18 protein-coding genes and 2 pseudogenes are annotated in these 24509 nt (G+C 70.4%); 8 read left to right on the forward strand and 12 right to left on the reverse strand.

Going from position 1 to position 24509, the window contains the following annotated elements:
* Window positions 1-179: 179 nt before the first annotated feature.
* Window positions 180-389, reverse strand: a complete 210-nt coding sequence (locus ACY0PA_RS18150) for a hypothetical protein (RefSeq protein WP_473085600.1) — start codon at window positions 387-389, stop codon at window positions 180-182.
* A 474-nt stretch (window positions 390-863) separates the two neighbouring features.
* A pseudogene (locus ACY0PA_RS18155) lies at window positions 864-1282 on the reverse strand (ATP-binding protein).
* A gap of 138 nt (window positions 1283-1420) precedes the next feature.
* Here ACY0PA_RS18155 and ACY0PA_RS18160 point away from each other — a divergent pair.
* Both ACY0PA_RS18160 and ACY0PA_RS18165 read left to right on the forward strand, forming a co-directional pair.
* A complete protein-coding gene (locus tag ACY0PA_RS18160) occupies window positions 1421-2263 on the forward strand; it encodes a helix-turn-helix domain-containing protein (RefSeq protein WP_473085601.1) in 843 nt (280 codons plus the stop codon).
* Window positions 2260-2454 carry a DUF397 domain-containing protein gene (locus ACY0PA_RS18165; RefSeq protein WP_473085602.1) on the forward strand — a complete coding sequence of 65 codons (195 nt, stop codon included), beginning with the start codon at window positions 2260-2262 and terminating at the stop codon, window positions 2452-2454. The genes ACY0PA_RS18160 and ACY0PA_RS18165 overlap by 4 nt, the downstream gene beginning before the upstream one ends.
* Before the next feature lie 5 nt (window positions 2455-2459).
* Here ACY0PA_RS18165 and ACY0PA_RS18170 read toward each other — a convergent pair whose 3' ends face one another.
* Window positions 2460-3119, reverse strand: a complete 660-nt coding sequence (locus ACY0PA_RS18170; protein ID WP_473085603.1) for a TetR/AcrR family transcriptional regulator — start codon at window positions 3117-3119, stop codon at window positions 2460-2462.
* Window positions 3120-3242: 123 nt separating this feature from the next.
* Between ACY0PA_RS18170 and ACY0PA_RS18175 the strand changes: the two genes are divergently transcribed.
* The 4 genes from ACY0PA_RS18175 to ACY0PA_RS18190 all read left to right on the forward strand — a co-directional run bounded on the left by ACY0PA_RS18175 (window position 3243) and on the right by ACY0PA_RS18190 (window position 8973).
* Window positions 3243-4160 carry an ABC transporter permease gene (locus ACY0PA_RS18175; protein WP_473085604.1) on the forward strand — a complete coding sequence of 306 codons (918 nt, stop codon included), beginning with the start codon at window positions 3243-3245 and terminating at the stop codon, window positions 4158-4160.
* Window positions 4153-4989 carry an ABC transporter ATP-binding protein gene (locus ACY0PA_RS18180; protein ID WP_473085605.1) on the forward strand — a complete coding sequence of 279 codons (837 nt, stop codon included), beginning with the start codon at window positions 4153-4155 and terminating at the stop codon, window positions 4987-4989. The genes ACY0PA_RS18175 and ACY0PA_RS18180 overlap by 8 nt, the downstream gene beginning before the upstream one ends.
* Window positions 4990-5074: 85 nt before the next feature.
* A complete protein-coding gene (locus ACY0PA_RS18185; protein WP_473085606.1) occupies window positions 5075-7285 on the forward strand; it encodes a bifunctional glycosyltransferase/CDP-glycerol:glycerophosphate glycerophosphotransferase in 2211 nt (736 codons plus the stop codon).
* Complete coding sequence (locus ACY0PA_RS18190) at window positions 7282-8973, forward strand: glycosyltransferase family 2 protein (RefSeq protein ID WP_473085607.1); 1692 nt, start codon at window positions 7282-7284, stop codon at window positions 8971-8973. Before ACY0PA_RS18185 ends, ACY0PA_RS18190 begins: the two co-directional genes overlap by 4 nt.
* Here the strand turns inward: ACY0PA_RS18190 and ACY0PA_RS18195 are convergent.
* From ACY0PA_RS18195 to ACY0PA_RS18215, 5 genes are all read right to left on the reverse strand, one after another.
* Window positions 8970-10496, reverse strand: coding sequence for a hypothetical protein (locus tag ACY0PA_RS18195; RefSeq protein WP_473085608.1), 1527 nt, complete (start codon window positions 10494-10496; stop codon window positions 8970-8972). The genes ACY0PA_RS18190 and ACY0PA_RS18195 overlap by 4 nt on opposite strands.
* A complete protein-coding gene (locus ACY0PA_RS18200) occupies window positions 10480-10947 on the reverse strand; it encodes a GtrA family protein (protein WP_473085609.1) in 468 nt (155 codons plus the stop codon). The genes ACY0PA_RS18195 and ACY0PA_RS18200 overlap by 17 nt, the downstream gene beginning before the upstream one ends.
* Window positions 10944-11732 carry a polyprenol monophosphomannose synthase gene (locus ACY0PA_RS18205; protein WP_473085610.1) on the reverse strand — a complete coding sequence of 263 codons (789 nt, stop codon included), beginning with the start codon at window positions 11730-11732 and terminating at the stop codon, window positions 10944-10946. The genes ACY0PA_RS18200 and ACY0PA_RS18205 overlap by 4 nt, the downstream gene beginning before the upstream one ends.
* Window positions 11733-11734: 2 nt before the next feature.
* Entirely contained in the window at window positions 11735-12838 is a 1104-nt protein-coding gene (manB, locus tag ACY0PA_RS18210) for a mannose-1-phosphate guanylyltransferase (protein WP_473085611.1), read from the reverse strand.
* A 268-nt stretch (window positions 12839-13106) separates the two neighbouring features.
* A complete protein-coding gene (locus ACY0PA_RS18215) occupies window positions 13107-18035 on the reverse strand; it encodes an NAD-glutamate dehydrogenase (protein WP_473085612.1) in 4929 nt (1642 codons plus the stop codon).
* Window positions 18036-18514: 479 nt separating this feature from the next.
* Here ACY0PA_RS18215 and ACY0PA_RS18220 point away from each other — a divergent pair, with 479 nt between their 5' ends.
* Window positions 18515-19081, forward strand: a complete 567-nt coding sequence (locus tag ACY0PA_RS18220) for a DJ-1/PfpI family protein (protein ID WP_473085613.1) — start codon at window positions 18515-18517, stop codon at window positions 19079-19081.
* A gap of 187 nt (window positions 19082-19268) precedes the next feature.
* Here ACY0PA_RS18220 and ACY0PA_RS18225 read toward each other — a convergent pair.
* The 3 genes and pseudogenes from ACY0PA_RS18225 to ACY0PA_RS18235 all read right to left on the reverse strand — a co-directional run.
* Window positions 19269-19403: pseudogene (locus ACY0PA_RS18225) on the reverse strand (LuxR C-terminal-related transcriptional regulator); the annotation flags it as partial.
* A 135-nt stretch (window positions 19404-19538) separates the two neighbouring features.
* Window positions 19539-20213, reverse strand: a complete 675-nt coding sequence (locus ACY0PA_RS18230; protein ID WP_473085614.1) for an HAD family hydrolase — start codon at window positions 20211-20213, stop codon at window positions 19539-19541.
* Between the two features lie 46 nt (window positions 20214-20259).
* Window positions 20260-20775 carry a DUF6912 family protein gene (locus tag ACY0PA_RS18235; RefSeq protein ID WP_473085615.1) on the reverse strand — a complete coding sequence of 172 codons (516 nt, stop codon included), beginning with the start codon at window positions 20773-20775 and terminating at the stop codon, window positions 20260-20262.
* 297 nt (window positions 20776-21072) lie between these two features.
* Here ACY0PA_RS18235 and ACY0PA_RS18240 point away from each other — a divergent pair, with 297 nt between their 5' ends.
* Window positions 21073-21570, forward strand: a complete 498-nt coding sequence (locus ACY0PA_RS18240; RefSeq protein WP_473085616.1) for an Rv3235 family protein — start codon at window positions 21073-21075, stop codon at window positions 21568-21570.
* Window positions 21571-21649: 79 nt separating this feature from the next.
* Here the strand turns inward: ACY0PA_RS18240 and secA are convergent, their stop codons facing one another.
* Window positions 21650-24454: a preprotein translocase subunit SecA gene (gene secA, locus ACY0PA_RS18245; RefSeq protein WP_473085617.1), complete on the reverse strand. Its 2805-nt coding sequence runs from the start codon at window positions 24452-24454 to the stop codon at window positions 21650-21652.
* Between the last annotated feature and the right edge of the window lie 55 nt (window positions 24455-24509).

A 24509-nucleotide genomic window follows, 5' to 3' on the forward strand; every position in this document is an offset into this window, starting at 1 on the left:
GGTCACGGGCTGAACCAGCCGTAGAAGCCAGGGGGAGGGGTTCCCGGACCGGCCCAGGCGTCCTGCCCGGTGCCGCGCTCGTCACCGCCCCGCTGACGCCGACGAGTCAACGGCCGCCGGGGCCCGGTCGAGCCGGGAATTTCAAGGCTCTGGCCGGAGTTCCGTGGCCTCGCAGGTTGCTACCCAGCAGCCACGACCGGGCCGGCCGTGACCTGAGGACGGTTGGGGAGCAGCGACGAGAGGTTGTCCCGCACGAAGTCCGCCGCCGTGTTGATCGACTCTTCGGCCCCGGTCTGGTCTTCAAAGACGCTGGTGGAGACCATCACTCCGTCCCCGGCGTCCACCCAGTAGTAGGCCACGAAACCGGGGGATCGGCGGAGGAGAGGCACGAATCCCTCGTCCACTCGGCGTCCTGCCTCGGCAGAGTCAGTCACTCCTTCGTAACGCCGAATTACTGCGTACATAGCTGATCCCCTCTTGGATCCCAAGGTCGCCTTGCGCCAAACGACCTACCCCCAACGAGCGTCTCTCGCCCGGGGGACGTTCGGACGTGACCCGGATAGGTGATCCCACCAGGGCATCTGCTGTGGCCGGCCAGGACGCCACCACGGCTGGTGTCAGCGGCATCGGGAATATGCGGGATGGCGAGTGGTGGCCCAGATCTGCCAATCCCCCGGGTGAGGCCAATGCCGCCCCAAGGGGGGACTGCGTCCACCCGGCCGGAGACTGCTGATGCCGGAACCATTGGCAGATTCGGGCCAGAAACCCACCACCCAGAGGGCACCAGGGGCAGCCAACTCACCGTCCAAGGCCGCGCCACATGCAGCCAACTCCCCAGCCAAGGCCACGCCATCCGCTTTTGATCAGTTCACCCGGGGCACCAGCAACTCCGCCCACGTCGTCTTCCTCGGCGCCGGCCCATGCGCCACGCCCCAGCGCCCGCCAGCGCCTCGACCAGGAGCAGGCCCCGCCCCGACTCCTCCTCGGCGCCGGGATGGCGCAACTCCGGGACCCGCTCCCCCCTCGTATCCGTGACCTCGATTCGGATCACTCCGTGAGTCGCCAGGAGCGTGAACCGGAAGTCCCGGTCGGGCACCCGTCCATGCGTCACGGCATTCGCCGCCGGCTCCGCCACGACGTGCGCTGCCGCTTCGAACGGGAGTCCCCAGGCGCGCAGTTGCTCCGTCGTGAGCAGCCTGGCCAGGCGCGCTCCGCGTGGCGTGGCCGAGAGCAGCACGGTGAACTGGCGTGCGGTTGCGTGGAGTTGAGTTTCTGTTTCCATGTCACTCAGCGTGTCGGAGCAGAGACGCCTTGAGCAGTCATGACTCCGGTGCGTAGAGGGACTGTCCAGAGCCTGTCCACTCGTGTCCGGGCTGTCCACAGCGGTCCTAGGGGTAACGAAACGTCGGAGGTGGCGCCGGTGAGTGCGGACGAGGCGGGATGGGAAGTCGACCCGGACGACGAGTCGGGTGCGGCGGTGGTGGCAACGGTGGGGCGGCAGTTGCGCATGCGCCGGGAGGCGGCGGGGCTGCGGGTCGGCGAGTTCGCGGTGGCGATCGGGTACGGGGAGGATCTGATCTACAAGGTCGAGGCGGGTAAGCGGATCCCACGCCCGGAGTACCTGGACAAGGCCGACGAGGCGCTCCGCGCGGGCGGGCTCATCTCGGCGATGAAGCATGACGTGGCGGAGGTCCGGTACCCGAAGAAGGTTCGGGATCTGGCCGGCATGGAGGCGCGCGCAGTCGAGTTGGGGGTCTACGTGGCGCACGGCCTGCATGGGCTCTTGCAGACGCCGGGCCACGCGAAGGCCCTGTTCGAGGCCCGGCAGCCGACGTATTCGCAGGACGAGGTCTCGCGGATGGTGGCCGCACGCATGGCACGGCGGTCAATCTTCCAGCGCTCCCCTGCGCCTGCCCTCAGCTTCGTCCAGGAGGAGTCAGCACTCAGGAGGCCCATCGGAGGCACAATGGAATGGCGTCAACAGCTCGAACACCTGTGGGAGGTGGGGCAGTTGCGCAATGTCACGCTTCAGGTGATGCCTACTCACCGCGAGGCTCATCCCGGGATGGACGGGAAGATCGAGGTGCTCAAGTTCAAGGACGGTACGACGGTGGGCCGCTCAGAGGGGATGCTCAACGGCCGTCCCGTATCTGACGCGAAGCAACTTCAGGTCCTTGAACTGCGATATGGCACCATCCGGGCGGAGGCTCTCACCCCTCGGGAGACGCTGACGTTCATCGAGCAACTACTGGGAGAAGCATGATCCTCAAGGCTTCCGGGCTGTCTTGGTTCAAGAGCAGCTACAGCAGCGACGGAAACGAGGGCGACTGCATCGAAGTAGCCACCACCCCCACCACCATCCACATCCGCGACTCCAAATCCAGCCTCGGCCCCCACCTCACGGTCACCCCCACCACTTGGGCCACCTTCGTCGCCTTCGCCTCCGGAAACTGACGCAGTCACAACACCCGCAACCCCGCCGCGGTAGCCCCCGCCAGCCGCCCCAGATACCCCTTGGGCAACGGCGTCCGTACCACCACCGCGCGCCAGTACAGCGGGCCGGAGATCAGGTCGAGGGCGAGGTCCTCGTCGAGGTCCGCCCTGACCTCCCCGCGTGCGGCGGCGCTGCGCACGATGCCGCTCGCCACCCCGTGCTGCCCCTCGCGCAGTGCCTTCTGCATGGCCTCGGCGATTTCCGGGTTGCGGGCGGCCTCGGCCTGGAGGTCGGGGATGATCTGGCCGGCGACCGGATGCCTCAGGGCCCGGGACGTCACCTCGTACAGGAGGCGCAGGTCGCCCTCCAGGGAGCCCGTATCCGGGGCCGGCAGGCCCTGGACCGCTATGGCGGAGACCAGGTCCAGGACCAGGTGCAGCTTGGAGCGCCAGCGGCGGTAGACGGCTGTCTTGCCGACGCCCGCGCGGCGCGCGATCCCCTCGATGGACATGCGGGCGTAGCCCACGGCGGCGAGCTCGTCGAAGACGGCTGCCCGGATGGCGTCGGTCACATCCTCACGGAGGACGGCTGCCCCTGCGGGGGCCCGGCGACGCGCTGGCGATGGGGGTCCCCCCTGCTCGAGCGCAGCCGAGAGCTCGGGGGAGGAGTCGGCGTTGGTCGTCATGGTGAACAGCTTACGGCGTTACGACGATACGGTTGCGTTCCGACGTAGCGACGCCCTACTCTCGCGTCACGACGATACGGACCCGTTCCGACGTCTCCGACCCTTTGAGCGAAAGCAGCGGATGTGAGTCAGGCAGTCGACACACCTCCCCCGCCGGTGGCCACCGCGCCGGTGGAAGATCCCGCACAGCTGGCCGCGCGATACGGCCTCTCGGTCAGCGGCGCGCGCCCGACCCTCGCGGAGTACGTGGGCCGGCTCTGGCAGCGGCGCCACTTCATCACCGCGTTCGCGACGGCCAAGCTCACGGCGCAGTACAGCCAGGCGAAGCTCGGCCAGGTGTGGCAGGTGGCGACCCCGCTCCTGAACGCGGCGGTCTACTACTTCATCTTCGGCGTGCTGATGGGCACGAAGCACAACGTGCCGGACTATGTGCCGTTCCTGGTCACCGGCGTGTTCGTGTGGACGTTCACGCAGAGCTCGATCATGGCGGGCACGCGCGCGATCTCCGGCAACCTCGGTCTCGTACGGGCGCTGCACTTCCCGCGCGCCGCGCTGCCGGTGTCGTTCGCGCTCCAGCAGCTCCAGCAGCTGCTGTTCTCGATGTGCGCGCTGGTGGTGATCCTGCTGTGCTTCGGCGTTCCGGCGGCCCTCTCGTGGTTCCTGGTCCTGCCGGTCCTGCTGCTTCAGTTCGTCTTCAACACCGGTGTGGCCCTCGTGATGGCGAGGATGGGCGCGCGGACGCCGGACATCGCGCAGCTGATGCCGTTCCTGCTGCGTACGTGGATGTACACGTCCGGCGTGATGTGGAGCATCGACAAGGTGCTCAAGAACCAGCACCTGCCGCACGTCGTGCACGTACTGCTGTCCGCGAACCCGGCCGCCGTCTACATCGACCTGATGCGCTTCGCCCTGATCGACAGCTTCCACCGCGGTCAGCTGCCGCCCCACGTGTGGGCGATCGCGGCCGGGTGGGCGCTGGTCGCGGGCGTCGGCGGGTTCATCTACTTCTGGAAGGCAGAGGAGACGTACGGCCGTGGCTGACACCTCCGGGGAGCGGATCCCCACCGTCATCGTCGACAACGTCGACATCGTGTACCGCGTGAACGGCACCGGGGCGGGCCGCGGCACCGCGACCGCCGCGCTCGGCCGCATCATCGGCGGGCGGAAGAAGGCCGAGGCGCGGGCGGGCGTCCGCAAGGTGCACGCCGTCAGGAAGGTCTCGTTCACCGCCTACAAGGGCGAGGCCATCGGCCTGATCGGCACGAACGGCTCTGGCAAGTCGACGCTGCTCAAGGCGGTCGCGGGACTGCTGCCCACCGAGAACGGCCGGATCTTCACCCACGGCCAGCCCTCCCTGCTCGGCGTGAACGCGGCGCTGATGAACGACCTCACGGGCGAGCGCAACGTCCATCTCGGCGGCCTCGCCATGGGCATGAGCCGCGAGGAGGTGCGCGAGCGCTACGACGACATCGTCGGCTTCTCCGGCATCAACGAGAAGGGCGACTTCATCACGCTGCCCATGCGGACGTACTCCTCCGGTATGGCCGCCCGGCTCCGGTTCTCCATCGCCGCCGCCAAGGACCACGACGTGCTGCTGATCGACGAGGCCCTGGCCACCGGTGACCGGTCCTTCCAGAAGCGCTCGGAGTCCCGCATCCGCGAGCTGCGCAAGGAGGCCGGCACGGTCTTCCTCGTCAGTCACAACAACAAGTCGATCCGCGACACCTGCGACCGGGTCCTGTGGCTGGAGCGCGGCGAGCTGCGGATGGACGGCCCGACGGACGAGGTCCTGCGGGCGTACGAGGCGTTCACCAATCCGAACGACCGCAAGGCGGAACCGAAGAAGGCCAAGGTCGCCGTTTCCACCTGAGGCCGATGCGGGCGGCCCACTCCATTTATCCCTTTTATCTGATTGGTGACACGATGGTGCGCCAGGAGGAGAAGGGACGGAGACCGTGCAGGAACTCAGCGTCATCGTGTACGGCCGGGACGTGCAGGGGCATCTCGCCGACTGCCTGGACAGCGTGACCGGCCAGTTGCCCGAGGGGGCGGAGCTCGTCGTCGCCGCCGTGGACGATCCGGCGCCGACCGCCGACGTGCCGGGCAGCGTCACCGTTCTGGCCCTGCCCGGCGGCACTTCCGACGAGGAGGCCCGCGCGGCCGGCGGCGAGCGGGCCTCGGGCGAGTGGCTGCTGTTCGTGCACGCCAAGGACCGCGTGGCCCCGGGCGCGCTGCGGGTGCTGCGGGACCGGGTCGCGGGTCTCCCGGACGGCGCCGACCGTGTGGACGTCGTACTCACCGACCATGTGCACTCGAACTGGCGCACCTCCGGCGCCCCGGGCCCCGACGCCCGTCTGCTCGCCAGGACGGGCGGCCGCGATCTCCCTCTCGCGGACTGCCCCGACCTGCTGCGGGTCACCCCGCTGCTCGGGAACCGTGCCCTGCGCGCCGCGTTCTGGCGGGACCACCGCGGCCGACTGGCCGCCACCGACGAACGGTTCGCGGCCCGCGCCGCCCTCGTCCTCGCCGACCGCGTCACCGCACTCCAGCACGTGGTCCTCGACGAGCGCAGGCTGCGCCCCACGAGCCTGCCGCCGCTCACCCCGGAGAAGTACTACGCGACCGTCGGCCTGTACGAGGACCTCCAGCGCCTGATGGCCGGTCTCGGCACGCCGACCGGTCCCCGCGCGGTCCTCTACGACGTGATGGCGACCGAGTGCATGCGGATCGTGGCGCGCGCCGGGATGCCGGAGCCGGTGGGCCGCGAGTTCTTCCGCCGGGCCTCGCGCGCGGCCGTCGCGTGGCGGCCGGAGGATTACCGAAGGCCCGCGGGGCTCGAAGGCATACGGCGCCGCCTGCTCGAAGAGGACGCGTACTCCCGTTACCGCGCCTTCCAGAGCGTCAACCGCAAACGGCGCGCCCTGAAGTCCGCGGTCCGGGAGCGCAAGCGGCGGATCGGCGCGAAGGTCCGCGGCCACCACTACCGGCGGGAGCTGCGCCGGCCCGTGGACCCGGACCTGGCCGTGTTCTCCGCGTACTGGGACCGCGGGGTCGCCTGCAATCCGGGCGCGATCGCCGCGAAGCTCGCCGAACTGGCGCCGCGCGTCCACCAGGTGTGGGTGGTCCGCGCGGCCGACGCGCCGCTCTTGCCCCCCGGCACCGACCACGTCGTGCCCGGCTCCCGCCGCTACTGGGAGGTCCTGGCCCGCGCCAAGTACCTCGTCAACAACGTCAACTTCGCGAACGCCGTGGTCAAGCGCCCCGAAGCCGTCCACGTCATGACCCACCACGGCACGCCCCTCAAGCGCATGGGCCTCGACCAGATCGAGTACCCGACCGCGTCCAAGGGCCTCAACTTCCGCCAGCTCCTGGCCCGCGTCGACAAGTGGGACTACAGCGTCACGTCGAACAGCCACTCCACGCGGATCTGGGAGCGCGCCTACCCCACGCACTACGTCCCGCTGGAGTACGGCTATCCGCGCAACGACGTCTTCTACAGCGCGACGGCCGCCGACATCCGCGCCGTCCGCGACCGCCTCGGCATCGCGCCGGGCCGGCGGGCCGTCCTGTACGCACCGACGCACCGCGACTACGAGGGCTCCTGGACCCCGCGCCTTGACCTCGCCGCGCTCGCCGACCGGCTCGGCGACGACACCGTCCTCCTCGTGCGCGGCCACTACTTCTACGGCGGGGCGGCCTCGCCGCTCGCGGGCCTGCGCCGCAGCGGGCGGGTCATCGACGTGTCGACGTACGACCCGGTCGAGGACCTCTGCCTCGCCGCGGACACCCTTGTCACGGACTACTCGTCGATCATGTTCGACTACGCCAATCTGGACCGCCCGATCGTGATCTACGCGGACGACTGGGAGATGTACGCGAAGACCCGCGGGGTCTACTTCGACCTGATCGCCGAGGCACCCGGGCCCGTCGCCCGTACGCAGGACGAGCTCACGGACATCCTCGTCTCGGGCGCGTGGCGCGACGAGGCATCAGGGAAGGCGCGGGCCGCGTTCCGGCGCCGGTTCTGCGAGTTCGACGACGGTCACGCCGCCGAGCGGGTCGTACGCCGGGTCTTCCTCGGCGAGAGCGAGGCGGCGCTGCCCCCGGTGATCCCCGTCGACGAGCGCATCCCCGCGCCCACCCCCGAGGAGGCGGCCCGCCGATGACCACGCCCACGAGGACGATCACGCCCGACGTCGCGGTCACCGTCATCGTCTACAACGACGCCGGGCGGCTGCCGCGCGCCGTCGCCTCGGTCCTGGACCAGACGCACGGCAACATCGAGGTCGTCATCAGCGACGACCACTCGACGGACGCCACCCCCGAGGTGGCGCGCCGCCTCGCCGCCGCGGACCCACGGGTGCGCTACCTGCGCCTGCCGGAGAACAGCGGCGGGTGCAGCGCGCCGCGGAACCGCGCGCTCGACATCGCCCGCGCCCCGTATCTGATGTTCCTCGACAGCGACGACGAACTCCCGCCGGAATCGGTGGAGCTGCTGCTCGCGGCGCACCGGGAGCGGGAGATCGACTTCGCGATGGGCGCGGTCGAACGGATCCGCGTCGACACGGGCCGCACGTCGACGTGGATGCCGCACCTGGTCGCGGAGCGCCGCACGGTCGACGGGATCGACGCCGAACCCGGCCTGTTCTTCGAGCACTTGTCGACGAGCAAGATGTACAAGCGGGAGTTCCTCGACCGCACCCAGCTGCGCTTCCCCGAGGGCATCCACTACGAGGACCAGCTGTTCTCGGCGCAGGCGTACTGCCTCGCGAAGTCCTTCACCGTCATCCCCGAGCCGGTCTACCGCTGGTACATCGCGCCGTTCGCCGAGGCGGACACCGCGTCGATCTCCAACCAGCGGCACAAGCTGACCAACGTCCGCGACCGTGTCCACGTGCAGGAACTCATCGACGATTTCCTCGCGGCGGGCGGCCACACGGGGGTGCGCGAGGACAAGGACTACAAGTTCCTCAAGCACGACTTCCGGATGTACGCGGGCGATCTGCCCTACCGGGACGACGCGTGGCTGGCCGGGTTCGCCGAGATCGTGAACCCGTATCTGGCGACGCTGTCCCCGAGCGCGTACGCCCGGCTGCCGCGCCCCGAGCGGGTCGTCCTGCAACTGGTGCGCGACGGCCGCCTCCGCGACGCCCGGCTCGCGGCGCGCGGGCTCGGCCATGTGGTGGCCCCGCGCGAGACTGCCACGGACGCGTCCGGTGCCGTCTACTGGGGCGCGGTGGTCCCGTCGTCGGACGAGGCGCGTGCTGAACTCGACCTGTCCGACCAGGAGTTGTACTCGCGTCCGTTCCCCGGCGCCCAGTTCCGCCACGAGATCACGCGGATCGAGCGCGGCCCCGGCGCCGGCGTCGACCTGTCGGTGCGCACGTACGATCCCGGTCTGCGCCTCGCCGTCGGCCCGCACGTCGCCTCGCTGGTCGTGGCGCCGGGGGGGCGCCGTATGACGACGCGGCTGCGGCTCGACCCGGTGCGGCCCGGCGTCTTCGAGGGCCGGGTGCGGCTCGACCTGGCGGCGGCCCCGCTGCCGGTGCACGGCTTCGACGGCGTACGGCATCCGTTGCTCCAGCTCCAGGACCACGGGCTGCGCAACACCTCGGTCCTGCTCGCGCCGCTGGACTTCCCCGCGCTCACCGCGCGTGTCGGCTACCACTCGGGGGCGGCCCCGCACCGGGTGACGCTGGAGCCGGAGGGCCGGGGCGGCGGGCGGCTCCAGATCCGCTGGGAGCCGGCCGGGCTCACGGCCCGGGTGACGCACCCGGTGGCGCGCAGGCTGGCCACGGCTTCGGACGGGCGCGTACGGAACGCGGTGCGCCTGGTGAGGAGCGCGCTGCGCTAGCGCGGGTCGCCGACGACCTCGTACAGGGTCTGGCCGCCCGGGCCCGTTGTGACCTTGTGCAGTGCGGGGTCGGTGGCGGCGAGGCCCGCGTCGCCGCGGTGGCTCACGATCCACCGCACCTCGTAGCGGCGCAGGACGTCGAGGCGCGCGGCCCGCTCGGTGGCGGGGGCGAAGTAGGTCCCGACAGCGCTGGTGCGGGCCGCCTCGTCGGGCAGGAAGAAGTCCGGGTAGCCGGGGGCCACGGTGTAGGGCCCGTACGCGGGGATCTGGCGCGCGGGGAAGTCCGTGGCGAGGACCACGTCCCCGTACTTCACCCAGGGCGTCACCCAGTAATAGCCGCGCCACGGTGGCTTGTAGCGGTCGGCGAGCGGCTTGGGCAGGACGTCTCGCGGGACGACATAGCCGAGTACGCCCGACTGGGTCCACGCACCCGCGAGGAGCGCCGCACCGAGCACCGCCGCGAACGCCGTGCGTACCGCCCCGCGACCCGCCCCGCGCTCTGCCCCGAACACCTCCAGGCCCGCCGCGACCTGCGCCGGGATCACGGCGGCCGGCACCACCCGGCCCCACGAGTAGTGCCCGCTCACCCGGCCTGCGGCGAACATCAGCGCCCCGAGCGCGAAGAAGACCACGAGCGGATCGCGCCGGTCCCTGCGCCACCGCAGGGCGAGCGCGAACACGCCGGGCAGCAGGAGCCAGTACCGGCCGGGCAGGTTCCGGTACAGGGCCTGGTGGATCTCCTCCAGGCCCTGCGCGTGGAAGAGGCCGAAGAACGAGTAGTACGGCCACGCGGCGAGCACGACCGCGCCGAGGGCGAGCCCGGCCACGAGCCGCGCCCACACCGCGCGTGCCGGCCAGGGCCGCGCCCCGGCCACCATCGCGAGGGCACCGAACGACGCGACGACGCCCGAGAACTGATGGCTCAGCAGGATCACGGACCACAGCAGTCCGAGGCCGAGGAACCCGGGCAGGCCCGAGCCGCGCGCGAGCGCCCCGCGCAGCAGCGCCCAGAAGTGGAAGGACAGCCCGAGCGCGAAGGTGCTGGGGTAGGAGACGGTCAGGGCAAGGGAGTTGAGGCCGAGGAAGCCGCTCCAGTTGAACAGGCTCGTGCCCCACAGGAGGAGCAGACACAGCAGGACGAGCGCGGTGACCGCCGTGCGCCGGGAGCGGCTCGCGGACGCTTCGGTGAACGTGCCGGTGAACCGCCACACGCCGGTCACGAGCAGCGTCAGCGAGATCAGCGCGGCGATGCGCAGGACGGTGAAGGTGCCGAGGCCGGTGGCGTCGGCGAGGACGCCGAGGAACACCGTCCACGGCGAGTAGTACGGGCTCGGCGTCTTCTCGTCGACCAGCGGGTTGCCCGGGTCGAGGAGGTCGTGGCGCAGGCGCTCGACGGTGGCCGCGTGGATGCCGAGATCGCCCGCCCAGGGCAGCCGGATCGCGACGGCCACGAGCAGGACGACGAGCAGCAGGAGGACCAGCGGGGCCGCGGCCTTGAGGGCCGCGTTACTCGCGGCGCGCATCGTGCTGGAAGACCCATGTCCGGTAGACGAGGAAGCGGAACCCCGAGGCGAGGACGATGGACAGGGCCTTGGCGATGTTCGACGCGAGCGGGCCCGTCATCGAGGCGCCGTGGTATCCGGCGTAGAACAGGACGCTCTCCATCAGGACGCCGAGGGCGCTGAAGCCGAAGAACAGCGCGATCTGGCGGCCGGTGCGCGAGGCGCGGTCCCGGTAGGCGAAGAAGCGGAAGCCCAGGTAGTTGGTGCCCATGGCGACGCAGCTGGCCAGGACCGTCGCGGCCATCGGGGCCCCGCCGATGCCGTGCAGCAGGAGGTTGAAGACGAGGAAGTTGACGGCGACGCCGCTGCCGCCGACGACGCCGAACTTGGCGACCTCCATGGACAGGCGGCGCACCCGGACCCGGACGGGAACGACGACGGGCGCCTCACGCGCGGCGGTCTGCACCGTCATCGGCGCGCCCTCGCCCGCAGCTTCCACGGCATGGTGACGGATTCGAGCTGCACCATCAGGTTCATCTTGGACTCGCCGACCGTGCGGTCCTCGAAGTGGATGGGTACCTCTATGACGCCGAACCCGCGGCGCACCGCCCGGTACTTCATCTCGACCTGGAAGCTGTAGCCCGCGCTGTCGACGGACGCCAGGTCGATGGCGCGCAGGGCGTCCTCGCGCCACAGGTTGAAGCCGCCGGTGATGTCGCGGACGCGGGTGCCGAGAATGACGCCCGCGTAGGTATTGGCCCAGCGGGACAGGAGCCTGCGGTGCACGCCCCACGCCTCGGAGAGCGTGCCGCCCTGGACGTAACGGCTGCCGATGGTGACTGCGGCGCCGGTGGCGAGGGCGGTGCCGAGGAGAGCGGGGACCTTGTCGGCGGGGTGGCTGCCGTCGGCGTCCATCTGGAGGACGTAGCGCGCGCCGTCGGCGACGGCCCGCGCCATGCCGGCCGCGTAGGCCCGGCCGAGGCCCTCCTTGCCGGCGCGGTGCAGGACGCTCATCCGGTCACGCCCGTGCCGCTCGGCGTACCGCTCGGCGATGTCGCCGGTGCCGTCGGGGCTGGAGTCGTCGACGACGAGGAGGCGCAGGCCCGGGAGGGGGAGCGCCATGAGGGCGTCGGCCATGCCGGGCAGGTTGCCCGCCTCGTTGTACGTCGGCATGACGACGGTGAGGGGGGTGCGGGCCCAGTCGTCGGGCAGTGGCCTGGCGGCGGCCGGTGTGGCCCCGATGTCGCGAGAGTTCATGTTCACTGTTCGTTCAGCCCTTCTCCGGCGAGCGAGGAGAAGCGGACGGCCCGGTCGGGCAGTACGGCCTCGCACCACACCCGGGTTCCGTTCCGCAGTTCGTTGTGGGCGCCGACGTGGGCGCCGTCACCGATGACGCTGCCGTGCAGGACGGAGCGCCGCCCGATCCGCGCACCCGCGCCGACCAGGCTCTTCCTGACATAGGCACCGGCGCCCACGGTCGCGCCGTCATGCAGCACGGAAGCGTGGACGACGGCCCCCGAACCTACCCGGACGCCCGCCCCGACGACGGTGCCTTCGGCGAGCCAGGCGTCGGCGGCCACCTTGGCGCCGGGCAGTACGAGGGACTCGCCGCGCACACCGGGCACGGCGGGTGAGTGGATGACCCCGCGCACGAGGTCGGCGGAGGCCTGCACGAAGGTTTCGGGCCGGCCGAGGTCGAGCCAGTAGGAGTCCTCGACCATGCCGTGCAGATAGGCACCCGAGGCGAGCAGGCCGGGGAACGTCTCGCGCTCGACGGAGACGGCCCGCCCGGCGGGGATGTGGTCGATCACGGACCTGCGGAACACGTAGGAGCCCGCGTTGATCTGGTCCGTGACGATCTCCTCGGCCATCTGCGGCTTCTCGGTGAAGGCGAGCACGCAGCCGTCGGCGTCGGTCGGTACGAGCCCGAAGGCGCGGGGGTCGTCGACGCGGGCGAGGTGGAGGGTGACGTCGGCTTCGCGCTCGCGGTGCCGGTTGATGAGGGCGCGGGCGTCGAGGCCGGTGAGGATGTCGCCGTTGCAGACGAGGACGGGTTCCTCGGGAGCGGAGATCAGGCGGCGCGCCGCGTGCCGGATCGCGCCGCCGGTCCCCAGCGCCTCGTACTCGACGGCGTACTCGAGGTGGACCCCGAACGCCGATCCGTCGCCGAAGTACGGCTCGAAGACCTCGGCGAGATAGCAGGTGGCGAGGACGATGTGGCGCACGCCCGCGCCGGCGAGCCGGGCGATCTGATGGGCCAGGAAGGGGACTCCGGCCGCGCGCACCATGGGCTTGGGTGTGTTGACCGTGAGCGGCCGCAGCCGGGTGCCCAGCCCGCCGACCAGCAGAATCGCTTCCGTCATGGACCCTTCCCGACCTCTCCGCCGCGCGCCGTTAATCTGACAATCGGGTCCACTTTAGACGTAATGCCCGAGTTGATGGCTTATGACGAACCTCATGGGGCCGACGCGCCTGAAGGAGCAACCGATTGGGCGCGCGGTCCATCAGGCCAGAACCGGTCAAGAGGCGGGCCGGAGAAGGGAAAGAGAACGGAAAGAGTCCGGAAGGTGACATGGGGGCGCCCCGCACCGGAGTTCCGGTGCGGGGCGCCCCCATCGCTTCGAGGGGACCCTACGAGTGCGCGCGCAGCAGCGTCCTCATCGTGCGCATCGCGACCGACAGGTTCGCCAGGTCGAAGGCGTCCGAGCTCTGGATCTCCTCCAGGGTCGTCCGCGCGCGGCCCAGGATCGGCGCGTTCTTCTCCTGCCACGCGTCGAAGCGCTGCTCCGGAGTGGACACGCCGTTCCCGGCGGCCAGCACATCGGCCGTGAGCGCCGCGTGCGCCGCGTACAGGTCCTCGCGGATCGAGGCGCGGGCCATCGACTGCCAGCGGTCGGTCCGCGGCAGCTCGATGATCCGATCCATCAGCTGCGCGATGGACAGCCGGTCCGCGAGGTCGTAGTACACCTCGGCGACGGCCAGGGGGTCCTTGCCGGTGCGGTCGGCGATCGCCACGACGTCGAGCGTCGGGAAGGCCGAGGAGAACCCGGCGACCCGCTGGGCCAGCTCCTCCGGCACACCCGCCGCGGTCAGCTCGTCCAGGATCGACTGGTACCACTCGGCGTCCGCGCCACGCAGCATCTTCGGCATGGCCGACCACACCTCGGCGACACCCTCGCGGAAGAAGTCGATGGTCTCGGCGAGCTGGAGCGGCTGCGGCCGGTTGTTGAGCAGCCAGCGCGTGCCGCGCTCGACCAGGCGGCGCGAGTGCAGCCTGATCCGGGTCTGGACGTCCGCGGCGACGACATTGTCGAGCGACTCGACCGCGTCCCAGACCTCACCGAGGCCGAAGATCTCGCGCGCGGCGAGCTGCGCCCGCACGATCTCCTCCAGGGACGCCCCGGTCTCCTCGCGCAGCCGGTGCAGGAACGTCGAACCGCCGGTGTTCACCGTGTCGTTGACCAGCACCGTGGTGATGATCTCGCGGCGCAGCGCGTGCCCGTCGACCGCGTCGGCGAACCGCTCGCGCAGCGCCTGCGGGAAGTAGGCGTGCAGGAGCCTGCGCAGGTACGGGTCGTCCGGCAGCGAGGTCTGGATCAGCTCGTGCGCGGCCGTGATCTTCGTGTACGCGAGGAGGACGGCCAGCTCGGGCTGGCTCAGGCCGCGCCGGGAGTTCAGCAGTTCCTTGACCTGCCGGTCCGCCGGCAGGAACTCCAGGGCCCGGTCCAGGCTCCCTTCACGGACCAGGCGGCGCATGAAGCGCTGGTGGGCGTGGAGCAGGTCGGGCGCCTGGGCGACCGCGTTGGCCAGGGCCGTGTTCTGCGCGTAGTTGTTGCGCAGGACCAGGGCGCCGACCTCGTCGGTCATCTCGGCGAGCAGCTTGTTGCGCTGCTTGACGGTCATGTCGCCGTCGGTGACGAGCGCGTTGAGCAGGATCTTGATGTTCACCTCGTGGTCGGAGGTGTCCACGCCCGCGCTGTTGTCGATGGCGTCGGTGTTGACCTTGCCGCCGCTGCGCGCGAACTCGATACGGCCCAGCTGGGTCGCGCCGAGGTTGCCGCCCTCGCCGATCACCTTGGCCCGCACGTCCTGGCCGTTGACGCGGATCGCGTCGTTGGCCTTGTCGCCGACGTCCGCGTTCGACTCGGCGGACGACTTCACGTACGTGCCGATGCCGCCGTTCCACAGCAGGTCGACCCGCGCGCGCAGGATCGCCTTCATCAGGTCGGCCGGCGTCATCTTCGCGGCGCCCGACTGGATGCCGAGTGCCTCGCGGATGTGCGCGTTGAGCTGGATCGCCTTGGCGGAGCGCGGGAAGATCCCGCCGCCCGCGGAGATCAGTTCCTTGTTGTAGTCGGCCCACGAGGAGCGCGGCAGGTCGAACAGGCGGCGGCGCTCGGCGTACGAGGTGGCCGCGTCGGGCCGCGGGTCGATGAAGATGTGCCGGTGGTCGAACGCGGCGACCAGGCGGATGTGCTCGGAGAGCAGCATGCCGTTGCCGAACACGTCACCGGACATGTCGCCGACGCCGACGACCGTGAAGTCCTCGGTCTGCGTGTCGGTGCCCAGCTCCCGGAAGTGCCGCTTCACGGACTCCCAGGCGCCGCGGGCGGTGATGCCCATGCCCTTGTGGTCGTAGCCCGCCGAGCCGCCGGAGGCGAAGGCGTCACCGAGCCAGAAGTTGTACGACTCGGCGACCGCGTTGGCGATGTCGGAGAACGTCGCCGTGCCCTTGTCCGCCGCGACCACGAGGTACGTGTCGTCCTCGTCGTGGCGCACGACGTCCGCCGGGGGCACGACCTCGCCGGCCACCAGGTTGTCGGTGATGTCGAGCAGCGCCGAGATGAAGGTCTTGTACGACGCGACGCCCTCGGCCAGCCACGCGTCACGGTCGACGCTCGGGTCCGGCAGGTTCTTCGCGACGAAGCCGCCCTTGGCGCCGACCGGCACGATGACGGTGTTCTTCACCATCTGCGCCTTGACCAGGCCGAGGACCTCGGTACGGAAGTCCTCACGCCGGTCGGACCAGCGCAGACCACCGCGCGCGACCTTGCCGAAGCGCAGGTGCACGCCCTCGACCCGCGGCGAGTACACCCAGATCTCGTAGGCCGGGCGCGGCGCGGGCAGGTCGGGGATGGCCTGCGGGTCGAACTTCATGGAGACGTACGCGTGCGGCGTGCCGTCGTCGCGCTTCTGGAAGAAGTTCGTCCGCAGCGTCGCCTTGATGACGGTCAAGAAGGACCGCAGGATCCGGTCCTCGTCCAGGCTCGCGACCTGGTCGAGCGCGCCGTCGAGCTCCTCCAGGAGCCCGTCGATCAGCTCGGTCCCGGCCCGCTGGCGCTCCGGCGACATACGCGCCTCGAAGAGGCTGACCAGGAGGCGGGTGGTGTGGACGTTGTTACGGAGGGTGTCCTCCATGTAGTCCTGGCTGAATGTCGCACCGGCCTGGCGCAGGTACTTGGCGTACGCGCGCAGCACCATCGCCTGCCGCCAGTTCAGGCCGGCGCTCAGGACGAGGGAGTTGAAGCCGTCGTTCTCGGCGGCGCCGGTCCAGGTCGCCGTGAAGGCCCCCTGGAAGCGCTCGCGGCCGTCGTCACCGATGTAGTCGCCGTTGCCGTTGGACATGGGCATCCGCAGACCGAAGTCGTAGATCCACGCGGTGGTCCGGTCCGAGCAGCGCAGCTCGTACGGGCGCTCGTCGATGACCTCGACGCCGAGCTGGTTGAGGACCGGCAGGACGGACGACAGGGAGACCGGCGCGCCGGTGCGGTAGATCTTGAAGCGGCGCTCGCCGGGGGCCGCGCCCACGGGCTCGTACAGCGAGAGCGCGAAGTCCCTCTCGCCGCGCTTGAGCGCCTCGAGGTGGACCAGGTCGGCGACCGCCGCGCGCGGCGAGTGGTCGGCCTTGTAGCCCTCGGGGAAGGCGCCGGAGTAGCGGCGGCCCAGCTCGGCCGCGCGCTCCTCGCCGCACTCCGCGTTCAGCGCCTCGCCGAAGCCGTCGGCCCACGAGCGGGCGGCGTCGACGAGCCGCGCCTCGATGCGCTCGGTGTCGGCCTCGGTCAGCACGGGCAGCTCGGTGCCCGGCTCGACGCGGATGACGAAGTGCAGCCGGGACAGGATCGACTCGGTGTTCCAGGCCGTGAAGTCGACGCTGGTGCCGTTGAGCTCCTCCTTGAGGATGTCGATGATCCGCAGGCGGACACCGGTGGTGTAGCGGTCGCGCGGCAGGTAGACGAGGGCCGAGTAGTAGCGGCCGTACTCGTCCTGGCGCAGGTAGAGCCGCAGCCGGCGGCGCTCCTGGAGGTAGAGGACGCTGGTGACGATGGCGCGCAGCTCGTCGGCCGGGGTCTGGAACAGCTCGTCGCGCGGGTACGTCTCCAGGATCTGGAGCAGGTCGCGGCCGTCGTGGCTGTTGGGCGAGAATCCGGCGCCCCGCAGCACTTCCTGCACCTTGCGGCGCACGACCGGGACGCGCCGGACGGACTCCGTGTACGCGGCGCTCGAGAAGAGGCCGAGGAAGCGGCGCTCGCCGATGACGTTGCCCTCGGCGTCGAACTTCTTCACGCCGACGTAGTCCAGGTACGACGGGCGGTGCACGGTGGCGCGGCTGTTGGCCTTGGTCAGCACGAGGATCTTGTGCTCGCGGGCCTTGGCGCGCGCGTCGGCGGGCAGCCGGCTGAAGGACGGGCTCACCGGGTGGTGGTCGTCGCCGCCGTGCTGCGGGTCGGAGCGCAGGATGCCGAGGCCGGTGCCGGGCACGGCGGACAGCGAGTCGTCCTCGCGCAGCTCGTACTCGCGGTAGCCGAGGAAGGTGAAGTGGTCGGCGGACAGCCAGCGCAGCAGCTCGCGGGCCTCCTCGACGTCCTGGGTGCGCAGGTCGTCGGCGGTGGGCTCGCTCGGCAGGTCGTCGGCGATACGCAGCGCCGAGTCCCGCATCTTCTCCCAGTCCTCGACGGCCTCACGGACGTCGGACAGGACACGCAGCAGGTCGGAGGTGATCTGCTTCAGGTCGGCGCGGTCGGTCTCCCGGTCGATCTCCACGTGGATCCACGACTCGGTGAGCGTGTCGTGGCCGTCGGCGGCGCTGCCCGCGGGCAGGACCTCCAGGAGCTTGCCGGTCAGGTCGCGGCGCACGGTGACCTGCGGGTGGATCACGACGTGGATGCCGCGGCCCTGGCGGGACAGCTCGTTGGTGACCGAGTCGACCAGGAACGGCATGTCGTCGGTGACGACCTCGACGACGGAGTGGCTGCAGGTCCAGCCGTTCTCCTCGACGGTCGGCGTGTGGACCCTGACGTTCGCGGTGCCCTGCGGGCGGACCTCCGCGAGCCGGTAGTGGGAGACGGCCGCGCCGAAGGCGTCGACCGGGTCGCGGTCGGCCAGGTCCTCGGGGGCGGTGTGCAGGTAGTAGCGCTGGAGGAACGCGAGCACGGACTCCTCGTCCGGAGCCCCCTCGCCATTCGTCCCGGCCGGGAGATGGCCCCCAGCCGGGCTGTTCTCAGCTACCCGGGCGGCCCGTGCGAGCAGCTCGGCCTTGGCTTCGTCCAGCTTGGTCTGCATTGTCCTCTGGCTCCTGTCGCGCGCCGTTGCGTGACGTTGAAGAAAGTGATGCGGCACAACGCCACGACGCGGGGTCTCCGGTCGATGTCGACGGTATGCCGGGATGAGAGATGAGCGGGCGGTTATCCGCCATTTTTGGCGTATTTCCTGCCCGGAGCCGGGACGGCATCCATGTTCCGCCCCGAAGGGAATGGTCAGCGGAGCGCCGGGCACGGATGTAGATCTCCGTGTGCTCCCGGCGCGGGCAGAGGGCGACGATGCCCCCGCGAGATATCGCGCTGATCACGGGTCAAGGCTATCGCCCCTCCCCCGGGAGTCGTCATGAGCCGTATGTGTACAAATACAGCGGTCGAACTTTGACACTCTGCACAGGGACAGCGACGCGGATGGATGCGTCGGGGGGTTGCCTAACGGTCCGGCCGGGTCCACGTTGAGGAGGAGACACCCCGGCCCGAAGGCTCCGAGGGGAGCGCACAGCCATGGCACCCAAGATCCTCCTGGTGACCGGCGACGCCGCCGAGTCACTGGAAGTCCTGTACCCCTACCAGCGCCTGCGCGAGGAGGGCTACGACGTCCACATCGCCGCCCCGGAGCGCAAGAAGCTGCAGTTCGTCGTCCATGACTTCGAACCGGGGTTCGACACGTACACGGAGAAGCCCGGCTACACCTGGCCCGCCGATCTCGCGTTCGCCGAGGTCGAGCCGGAACAGTACGTCGCTGTCGTGATCCCGGGCGGCCGCGCCCCCGAGTATCTGCGCAACGACCCGGAGCTGCGCAAGATCCTGAAGTCTTTTTTCGACGCAGACAAGCCCGTGGCCCAGATCTGCCACGGTCCGCTGCTGACGGCGGCGGTCGACGGTCTGCGCGGACGCCGCGTCACGGCGTATCCGGCGCTTGAGCCCGACATGCAGGCGGCGGGCGCGGTTTTCCGGGACGCGGAAGTCGTGGTCGACGGGACGCTGGTGTCGTCGCGCGCCTGGCCGGACCACTCGGGGTGGATGCGGGAGTTCCTCACGGTCCTGCGCGCCAAGGCGCCGGTGACCTGAGGTCCGAGGAGCTGAGGGGCCTCACGGGACCGTGGGTGGCTGCCCCGTCGACGAGGGCAGCCACCCACGCATGGCGCTCCTGGACGACACGACGGAGCTTCGTTGCCACGACGGCCGAGGGAGTTGACCGGATTACTGCCCGGCCCTCCGCCGCGCCGGACCACCCGGGGAACGGCACGCCCCTAGCTGACGTGCGCTTGGAAATGACGAGCCGCTCGGCGATCTCCCGGTTGGACAGGCCCTGCGCCACCAGCGCGGCGACCTCGCGCTCGCGCCGCGTCAGCGCGTCCGCGCCACCTCCGCCCCGCGCGGCCGGCACCGCGGCCGGCGTCGACTTGGGCTTCGGGTAGAGGCGCGTGGACAACTCCCGGCCGACGTCACCACATTCGCTCGCCACGGTGCGCAAACGATCCCACCACTGCGTACGCAGCCAGCAGCGGAGCGTGAGCGCATTCGCTCACTCCGCCAGGCGTTGTGCCACCCCCACGGCCTCGGCGAGAGTGTCCACGACCGGCGCCCCGACGCCTTCGAGACTGGCCCTGCTGTGTGATCCGCCGGTGTAGAGCACGGCCCGCGCGCCCGCGTGCAGCGCCGCCACCGCGTCGTCGGCAGCGTCCCCGATCACCACCGTGCGCCCCGGCGCAACCCCCGCGCCGGCCAGCGCTCCGAAGTGGCGGACCATGTGCTCGGCTTTGCTGCCGCCGGAGGGGCCGGTGCGCCCGTCGATCCGCAGGAAGTGCGACTCGATCCCGAACTCCCGTACCAGCGGGACGAGTTCGTCATGTCCGTACATGCTGAGGATCGACTGGCTGCGGCCCGCCGAGCTCCAGTCGGCGAGGAGCAGCTCCGCCCCGTCGGCGAGCCCGCAGGCCGTGCGGTGGAGCGTGTAGTGCCGCTGAAAGGCGGTGTCCATGCGCTCCCACTCGGCCTCAGTGGGCAGCCGCCCCATCAGCCGCTGGTAGAAGCGGGGTATCGGCACGCAGTACAGCTCTCTGTACCGCTCCAGGGTGATCGGCTCGAGTCCGATCTCCCCGAAGGCGGCGTTCGTCGCGCTGATGACGGCGTCGTTGTCGTGGAACAGCGTCCCGTTCCAGTCCCAGACGATGTGTGCTCCGGCTGCGTGCTTCCCCATGCCAAGAACGTACCCGCCGGGACCGACAATCGTACGTTCGCGCAGGTCAGCCGCTCAGGCCGAGCAGGTTCGGGATCTCCTGCGTGGCGAACCAGAGGAGCTCGTGGTCCTCGGCGCCGTCGACGACGAACTGCGCGTCGTCGTCGCCCTGGTCCGCCGCCCCGAGCGCCGCGGCCGCCGCGGTCACGTCCTTCTCGGCGTCGGCCGAGTCCACGTGCACCGCCGCCGCCTTGGCCAGGGGGACCGCGTTCGCGATCCGCACCTCGCCGAGCGCTCCCGGGTCGAGCCCGCGGTCCGGGTCGGCCACGGCGGCGCCGTCCGGCACGTCGAGGGCGGCCACGACCCGCTTGCGGGGCGCGTCCGGCTCCCCGGCGATCAGCCGCAGCGACGCCGCCGCCGCGCGGCTGAGGGCCGCGTACTCCAGTTCCTCGATGTCGTCGGAGACGTACCACTCGCGCAGCGCGGGCGTCACGGCGTACGCGGTGAGCGGTCCGGGCCCCAGTTCGCCCGCCTTGTGCGCCTCGGCGAGACGGGGCAGGGACAGGGGGACGTACACGCGCATGGCTGGCCACTTTCGTCGGCGAGAGGGGCTTCAGGATACGTGCGGGAGTCCCCCTTCGGGGTGCCGGTCGGCGCGGTCCGCACGTCCACGCCGGACCCCCGCGTGACCCTCCCGAGACCGGTCCGCGCATGGGTCGTCCGCCGTCCGATCACCCGGATAGGTGATTCTCCCGGCCACCCGCGCCGGGCCCCTGTGGGCTTGTGAGCGGCGACGCAGAACACGTACAAGATCTCCAAGCGAAGTTACCGATCGGTATCCACCGGTCGGAAGCCGAACGTGCCGAACGGGGACCCAGACATGCACGAGCCCACCTCCCAAGAGCCGCCGCTGCGCAAGGTGATGGACCAGCCGCGCCGCCGCCCCAGGACGACCCGGCCCCCGGGCGGCCGCCCGCCCGGCAGGCAGGACGCGAGGCGCCCCGGCGCGCGGCCCGTGCGCGTCCCGCCCCAGCTGCCGCCGCACCCGGCCGAGCTCTTCACCGAGCGCCTCCTGCTGATGCTCAGCGGCCAGCGCCCCGTCCACTGGGCCTCCCGCCACTTCGCCGGATCCCTCTACGACGCCCTGATCCGGCTCGCCGAGAACCAGCCCCTCAGCGACCGGGGACGCCGGCCCGTCGTCCGCGGCATCGGCCACTACGAGCCCGAACCCGGCGTCTACGAAGTCTTCGCCCGGATCAGCGCGGGCCCCCGGCTGCACGCCCTCGCCTTCCGCCTGCACCGGGGCGACGACCACCGCTGGCTCTGCACGGCCGTCGAAATGGGCAGCGGCTCGGGGTTCACGCCACAGGACCGGTGACACCAGGGACGACGGAAGAGGCCGGACACCAGGTGGTGTCCGGCCCCTTCACACACGCTCGGTCACAGCGCGCCGCGCACTACTTCTTGCGGCGGCGCCCGCCCTTCTGCTGCTTACGACGCTCCGCGCGCGTGAGGCCGTCGGCCTCGGAGCGCGCCGGGCCGTCCTGGGTGACGTAGTCCATCTCGTCCACGCCGCCCTCGGCGTTCGGCGCCTGGAAGTGCAGGCGGTCCGGACGCTGCGGGGCGTCGAGGCCCTTGGCGTGGATCTCGGGACGCCCGACACCGGCGGGCACCGCGTCCTGCTTGTCCAGGGACGGCGCCGCGTCCTGCACGGGGACCTCCTCGACCTGCTGCTCGACCTGGACCTCCAGGTTGAACAGGTAGCCGACGGACTCCTCCTTGATGCCCTCCATCATGGCGGTGAACATGTCGAAGCCCTCGCGCTGGTACTCGACCAGCGGATCCTTCTGCGCCATGGCGCGCAGGCCGATGCCCTCCTGGAGGTAGTCCATCTCGTAGAGGTGCTCACGCCACTTGCGGTCCAGGACCGAGAGAACCACGCGGCGCTCCAGCTCACGCATGATCTCGGAGCCGAGCTGATCCTCACGCGCCGCGTACTGCGCGTGGATGTCCTCCTTGACGGACTCGCCGATGAACTCGGCCGTCAGACCCGCGCGGTCACCCGCGGCCTCCTCCAGCTCGTCGACGGTGACCTTCACCGGGTAGAGCTGCTTGAAGGCGCCCCACAGCCGGTCCAGGTCCCACTCCTCGGCGAAGCCGTCGGCGGTCTCCGCGCCGATGTACTCGTCGATCGTGTCGTCCATGAAGTGCTGGATCTGCTCGTGCAGGTCCTCGCCCTCCAGGACGCGGCGCCGCTCGCCGTAGATGACCTCACGCTGCCGGTTGAGGACCTCGTCGTACTTGAGGACGTTCTTCCGGGTCTCGAAGTTCTGCTGCTCGACCTGCGACTGGGCCGACGCGATGGCGCGCGTGACCATCTTGTTCTCGATCGGCACGTCGTCCGGGACGTTCGCCATCGACATGACGCGCTCGACCATCTGGGCCTTGAACAGGCGCATCAGGTCGTCACCGAGCGACAGGTAGAAGCGGGACTCGCCCGGGTCTCCCTGACGGCCGGAGCGGCCGCGCAGCTGGTTGTCGATACGGCGCGACTCGTGCCGCTCCGTGCCGAGGACGTAGAGCCCGCCGAGGTCCTTGACCTCCTCGAACTCGGCCTTCACCGCCTGCTCGGCCCGCTCCAGGGCGGCCGGCAGCGCCGCGGCCCACTCCTCGACGTGCTCGACCGGGTCCAGGCCGCGCTGGCGCAGCTCCGCCTCGGCGAGGTCGTCCGGGTTGCCGCCGAGCTTGATGTCGGTGCCTCGGCCGGCCATGTTCGTGGCGACGGTGACGGCGCCCTTGCGGCCGGCCTGGGCGACGATCGTCGCCTCACGGTCGTGCTGCTTCGCGTTCAGCACCTCGTGCTGCACACCGCGCTTGGACAGCTGCTGCGAGAGGTACTCCGACTTCTCGACGGACGTCGTACCGACGAGGATCGGCTGGCCCTGCTCGTGCTTCTCGGCGATGTCGTCGACGACCGCGTCGAACTTGGCGACCTCGGTGCGGTAGATCAGGTCGGCCTGGTCCTTGCGGACCATCGGCTTGTTCGTCGGGATCGGGACGACGCCCAGCTTGTAGATCTGGTGGAACTCGGCGGCCTCGGTCATGGCCGTACCGGTCATGCCGGAGAGCTTGCCGTAGAGACGGAAGAAGTTCTGCAGGGTGATCGTGGCGAGCGTCTGGTTCTCGTCCTTGATGTCCACCCCTTCCTTCGCCTCGATCGCCTGGTGCATGCCCTCGTTGTAGCGGCGGCCGGCGAGGATACGGCCGGTGTGCTCGTCGACGATCATGACTTCGCCGTCGATGACGACGTAGTCCTTGTCCTTCTTGAACAGTTCCTTCGCCTTGATGGCGTTGTTCAGATAGCCGACGAGCGGGGTGTTCACCGACTCGTAGAGGTTGTCGATGCCCAGCCAGTCCTCGACCTTGGCGACGCCGGGCTCATGGATGGCGACGGTGCGCTTCTTCTCGTCGACCTCGTAGTCGCCGGTCTCCTCGATGCCCTTCAGCGGATTACCGGCCTCGCCCTTCTTCAGGCGGGTGACCAGCTTCGCGAAGTCGCCGTACCACTTGGTGGCCTGGTCGGCGGGGCCGGAGATGATCAGCGGCGTACGGGCCTCGTCGACGAGGATCGAGTCGACCTCGTCGACCACCGCGAAGTTGTGGCCGCGCTGGACGAGCTCGTCCTGGGACCACGCCATGTTGTCGCGGAGGTAGTCGAAGCCGAACTCGTTGTTCGTGCCGTACGTGATGTCGCAGTTGTACTGCTCGCGACGCTGCGCCGGCGTCATGTTCGCCAGGATGCAGCCCACGCTGAGGCCGAGGAACTTGTGGACGCGGCCCATCATTTCGGAGTCGCGCTCGGCCAGGTAGTCGTTCACCGTGATCAGGTGGACGCCCTTGCCGGACAGCGCGTTCAAGTACGTCGGGAGCGTGCCGACGAGGGTCTTGCCCTCACCGGTCTTCATCTCGGCCACGTAGCCGAGGTGGAGGGCGGCGCCGCCCATCAGCTGGACATCGTAGGGACGCTGGCCGAGCACACGCCTGGCCGCCTCGCGGACGGTGGCGAAGGCCTCGGGGAGCAGGTCGTCGAGGCTCTCGCCGTCGGCGAACCTCTCCTTGTACTCGTCGGTGAGGGCCCGCAGCTCGGCGTCGGAGAGGCTGACGAAATCCTCTTCGAGGGAGTTGACCTGGTCCGCGATGCGGTGCAGCTTGCGCAGGATCTTGCCTTCGCCTGCACGCATGATCTTCGAGAGGACGGACACGGGGGTTGGTCTCCTTGCCGGTCGGGCCTGGCACGGTCGGGTGTGACGGTATAGA

The sequence above is a fragment of the Streptomyces sp. DS1-CR2 genome (genome assembly GCF_055760475.1).

What these genes read in the sequence shown, in the direction of transcription:
- ACY0PA_RS18165 (WP_473085602.1), top strand. Translation starts at nt 2,260, where the DNA reads ATGATCCTCAAGGCTTCCGGGCTGTCTTGGTTCAAGAGCAGCTACAGC.
- ACY0PA_RS18170 (WP_473085603.1), bottom strand. Translation starts at nt 3,119, where the DNA reads ATGACGACCAACGCCGACTCCTCCCCCGAGCTCTCGGCTGCGCTCGAG.
- ACY0PA_RS18190 (WP_473085607.1), top strand. Translation starts at nt 7,282, where the DNA reads ATGACCACGCCCACGAGGACGATCACGCCCGACGTCGCGGTCACCGTC.
- ACY0PA_RS18195 (WP_473085608.1), bottom strand. Translation starts at nt 10,496, where the DNA reads ATGCGCGCCGCGAGTAACGCGGCCCTCAAGGCCGCGGCCCCGCTGGTC.
- ACY0PA_RS18200 (WP_473085609.1), bottom strand. Translation starts at nt 10,947, where the DNA reads ATGACGGTGCAGACCGCCGCGCGTGAGGCGCCCGTCGTCGTTCCCGTC.
- ACY0PA_RS18205 (WP_473085610.1), bottom strand. Translation starts at nt 11,732, where the DNA reads ATGAACTCTCGCGACATCGGGGCCACACCGGCCGCCGCCAGGCCACTG.
- manB (WP_473085611.1), bottom strand. Translation starts at nt 12,838, where the DNA reads ATGACGGAAGCGATTCTGCTGGTCGGCGGGCTGGGCACCCGGCTGCGG.
- ACY0PA_RS18215 (WP_473085612.1), bottom strand. Translation starts at nt 18,035, where the DNA reads ATGCAGACCAAGCTGGACGAAGCCAAGGCCGAGCTGCTCGCACGGGCC.
- ACY0PA_RS18220 (WP_473085613.1), top strand. Translation starts at nt 18,515, where the DNA reads ATGGCACCCAAGATCCTCCTGGTGACCGGCGACGCCGCCGAGTCACTG.
- ACY0PA_RS18230 (WP_473085614.1), bottom strand. Translation starts at nt 20,213, where the DNA reads ATGGGGAAGCACGCAGCCGGAGCACACATCGTCTGGGACTGGAACGGG.
- ACY0PA_RS18235 (WP_473085615.1), bottom strand. Translation starts at nt 20,775, where the DNA reads ATGCGCGTGTACGTCCCCCTGTCCCTGCCCCGTCTCGCCGAGGCGCAC.
- ACY0PA_RS18240 (WP_473085616.1), top strand. Translation starts at nt 21,073, where the DNA reads ATGCACGAGCCCACCTCCCAAGAGCCGCCGCTGCGCAAGGTGATGGAC.